Annotated in this window: 2 protein-coding genes; both read left to right on the plus strand. The window is 70.1% G+C overall.

The annotated features are described in order from the left end of the window. The first annotated feature begins 55 nt into the window (after positions 1 to 55). A complete protein-coding gene (locus ACV4UX_RS18135) occupies positions 56 to 2,209 on the plus strand; it encodes a two-component system sensor histidine kinase NtrB (RefSeq protein WP_491594684.1) in 2,154 nt (717 codons plus the stop codon). Between the two features lie 149 nt (positions 2,210 to 2,358). Next, positions 2,359 to 3,196 (plus strand): efflux RND transporter periplasmic adaptor subunit (locus ACV4UX_RS18140; RefSeq protein WP_491594685.1); only part of this gene is annotated, 838 nt, incomplete at its 3' end.

A 3,196-nucleotide genomic window follows, 5' to 3' on the forward strand; every position in this document is an offset into this window, starting at 1 on the left:
CGCCGCATGATCATCGACCTGCTTCTGCCTTTGGCCGCGACCAACGGAGAAGATCATGCCCACTGAAGACAGCCTGACGCCCCGCGTCCTGGTGGCCGACGACGAGCCCTCCATCCGGGAGCTGTTCCGGGAGATCCTTGCCGAAGACATGGAGGACGGCCCGGACCGCCGCTTCGACGACCTGGAACGCCGCCTCTTCGGGGGCGAAGGCCCCGACCGGGAGGAGCCGCGCCCCTGCGAGCTGACCTTGGTCTCCCAGGCCGTCGACGCCGTGTCGGCCGTGGAGTCCGCCGTGTCCGAGGGCAGGCCCTACGCCATGGTCTTCCTGGACGTGCGCATGCCGCCCGGTCCCGACGGCATCTGGGCCGCAGAGCGCATCCGCGCGGCGGACCCCGGCGTGCAGATCGTGGTGGTCACGGCCTTTTCGGAACTAGACGCCCAGGACATCGCCCGGCGCGTGCCCCCGGCGGACCGCCTGCTCTACCTGCGCAAGCCCTTTCATCCGCAGGAGATCCTTCAGTTCGCGCGAAGCCTCGGGGCCAAGTGGCGCGCCGAACGCGAGCAGAGCGCCTTCCACGAGCGCCTCAAGGCCATGGTGGAGGAGCGCACCCAGGACCTGGCCCTGGCCAATCGAAGACTCCAGGAGGAGATGCTCCAGCGCGACCGCACCGCCAGCCTCATCCTTGTGGCCAAGCGCGAGTGGGAGGCCACCTTCGACAGCGTGCAGGACGCCATCGTGCACCTGGACGACGCCTTCCGCATCCGGCGCATCAACATGGCCGCGGCGCGCTTCTCGCGCAAGCACCCGCGCGACCTGGTGGGCGTGCCCATGGAGTCCCTCTTCGGCACGGAGGGCGGCCAGGCGGTGCGCGACATGCTCCCTCAGGCAGTGGGAAGCGGCCAGGCGGCGGAGGTCTCCTTGCCGACCTTCGGCGGCGTGTTCCTGGTCACGGCGGCGCGCGTGCCCGAGGACGCGGCGGGCCAGCCCCTCACGGTGCTGGTGGCCCACGACATCACCGACCACAAGCGCATGGAGACCCAGCTGCGCCACTCCCAGAAGATGGAGGCCCTGGGCACCCTGGCCGGGGGCATCGCCCACGACTTCAACAACATCCTGGGCATCATCATGGGCTTCTCCGAGTTGATGGCCGCGCAGGCCGCTCCCGGGAGCAGCCAGCACCGCCGCCTGGGACAGATCCTGGACGCCTGCCGCCGCGCCCGCGACCTGGTGGCCCAGATCATGGCCTTCGGCAAGGGCGGCGACAGCCTCATGCGCCCGCTCGCCCTCACGCCCCTGGTGGACGAGCTCATGAAGCTCATCCGCGCCAGCACCCCCGCGAGCATCGCCATCGACGTGAAGCGCCGCGCCAGGCGCGACGTGATCCTGGGAGAGCGCACCCAGGTGGAGCAGGTGCTCGTGAACCTCTGCGGCAACGCCTCCCACGCCATGGGCCACGGGCACGGACGCCTGGACATCTGCCTGGACGACATGGACCTGGACCAGGCCGAATCCTCCCGACTGGGCTGCCCGGGGCCGGGCCCCTACCTGCGCCTGCGCGTCCAGGACAACGGCCACGGCATCCCGGCCGAACAGCTGGAGCGCATCTTCGACCCCTTCTTCACCACCAAGAAGCCCGGCGAAGGCACGGGCATGGGGCTGGCCGTGGTGCACGGGGTGGTGCGCCGCCACGGGGGCTGCATCTCGGTATCCAGCGAACCGGGGCTGGGCAGCGTCTTCGACGTGCACTTCCCCCTGGTGGCGGAGAACCCGGCCCTGGAGGCGGCCCCCGCGCCCATGGCCCCTGCGGGCCGCAAGGGCCGCGCGCTGGTGGTGGACGACGAGCCCGCCCTGGTGGAGATCGGCGTGGAGATGCTGCGCGGCCTTGGCTGGAGCGCCGAAGGCCTGGACGCGCCCAGCGCCGCCCTGTCGCGCATCGAGGCCGACCCCTCCTGCTGCGACCTGCTCGTCACCGACCTGGCCATGCCGGGCATGAACGGGCTCGAACTGGCCCGCGCGGCCGCGGCCCTGCGGCCCGGCCTGACGGCGGTGCTCGTGAGCGGCTACGGCGACAGCGCCGACCCGGAGGAGTTGGCCCGGGCGTGCGTGCGCGCCGTGATCAACAAGCCCGTGTCGCCCGGCCAGCTGGAGCGCGTCCTCGATGAGGTCCTGGGCGCTCCCGAGGGCCCCCCCGTAAGGACCGGGAAGTGAAACCGGGGCCTTCTGGACAACGACATCCCCTTGGACTAACGTAACAGGTTGCGCCGCCGAACCGGGCCTCCCCGACGGAGTGCCTGCCCGGCCGCCGGAAATCCAATCCGCCGCGTCGGCGCCGCAGCCGCGCGACAGCCGGAGACCCCATGCCCCGACCCTTCCGCAAGGCTTTGCCGCACCTGGCCCTGGCGGCCGCGTTCCTGGCCCTCGCCGCGACTGCGGCGCAGGCGGCCGTGATCACTTTTCAAGGCAAGACCGCCTCGCCCGACATGTACGACGTCTACACCCCCCACGCCACCAAGGAGCAGGCCGACGCCTTCAAGCTCGAACGGTCGCGTCGCGCGCAGGAGGCCAAGAACGCCGGAAAGGAGGTTCGTGAGGGTGATGTGGGGGGGGGCACGCCCTACATCGACGGCCCCATCACCGTGGTGCGGGTGCTTGTGCAGATCGGCCAGAAAGTGGTGCCCACCGAATGGCTCATGGAATACACCATCCCGCGCGACTTCCTCATCGCGGAGCAGGGCGGCGTCTACCGCACCTCCGAGCTGTCCCTGCGCGCCGACCTCCAGCGCGCGCACACCGACCTGGAATCCTGGCGCAACAAGCTCAGGGGCGTCGCTGAGCGGGTGGCCAAGGGCACCGTGGCCCCCCAGGAGCAGGCCCAGATCGTGCGCGAGATCGACGTGCTCACGTATCGCGTGCGGTTTCTGGAAGAAACCCTGAAGCTCGAGGAAGAGTCCGGCAAATTCCGGCGCGACATGGCCCGCGTGCGCTACGGCTTCAAGTCCAAGGACGGCCACTCCATCAAGAACGTCACGGACATCTCCTCCCCGGGGCACGGGTACATTCTCTGGATCAATCCCGACGTGAAGCCAGGCATGGTCTTCAACAAGCTCACCCGTCTCTTCCAGCTGGGTACCCTGGACCCCCTGGTCCTTCGCGCCCTGGTGCACGAGAGCAAGATCCCCCAGCTGCGCGTTGGCG

It is taken from the genome of Fundidesulfovibrio sp. (assembly GCF_058402725.1).